Origin of the sequence: Chryseobacterium sp. BGARF1 (assembly GCF_001677955.1) — a bacterium.
Classification (GTDB): domain Bacteria; phylum Bacteroidota; class Bacteroidia; order Flavobacteriales; family Weeksellaceae; genus Chryseobacterium.
In genome coordinates this window covers 1-543 of the sequence record NZ_LELA01000113.1, presented here as the reverse complement: position 1 = coordinate 543, position 543 = coordinate 1, and the positions used below count along the sequence as shown (strand labels likewise).

Sequence of the window (543 nt, the reverse complement as noted above, 5' to 3'; positions counted from 1 at the left end):
ACTTGTACTGATAAGCATTCGTTGTTGTAGCTGTGTAATTATGCATCAACCCAAAAGGGTAATAATTATTGGTTTCTACAATCTCTCCGGGTTTCCATCCCTGATAACAAAGATTTCCTGCCGGAGAATTATTACATATTAGGGTCTGATATTGCCTCGGTTGTATAATCCCATCTTTATTAGTGTCTGTGTAACTTAATCTCACATTACCCAAATGATCCGTATAGTTGTAGATATACTGATTGCTTAGCGCATCAAAATATCCTTCTGAAGTCGGAATAATTCTTAGTTTGATAACGGCAACTTCATTGGGATCAATAATTACGAAATCATCTCCGTAGGATTCTTCCGAAGGTTTTGTGCTTTTATACTGAAAACCATCCAAGTAATTGGTTTCTATATCTCCAAAGAGCTTCTTTACTTTTGCTCCGTCTGCTCGGTAAACGTAATTGGTAACCTGAGCATTCTGAGTAATCTGCTTTGGTAAATTTAGAAAATTATACTGAATTGAAGAAATACCTTTATCTAAATGTTTGGTCATAT

General features: G+C 35.4%; 1 pseudogene. It reads right to left on the bottom strand.

The window, feature by feature from the left end:
* Positions 1 to 543, bottom strand: a pseudogene (locus AB671_RS22545) (hypothetical protein); the annotation flags it as partial.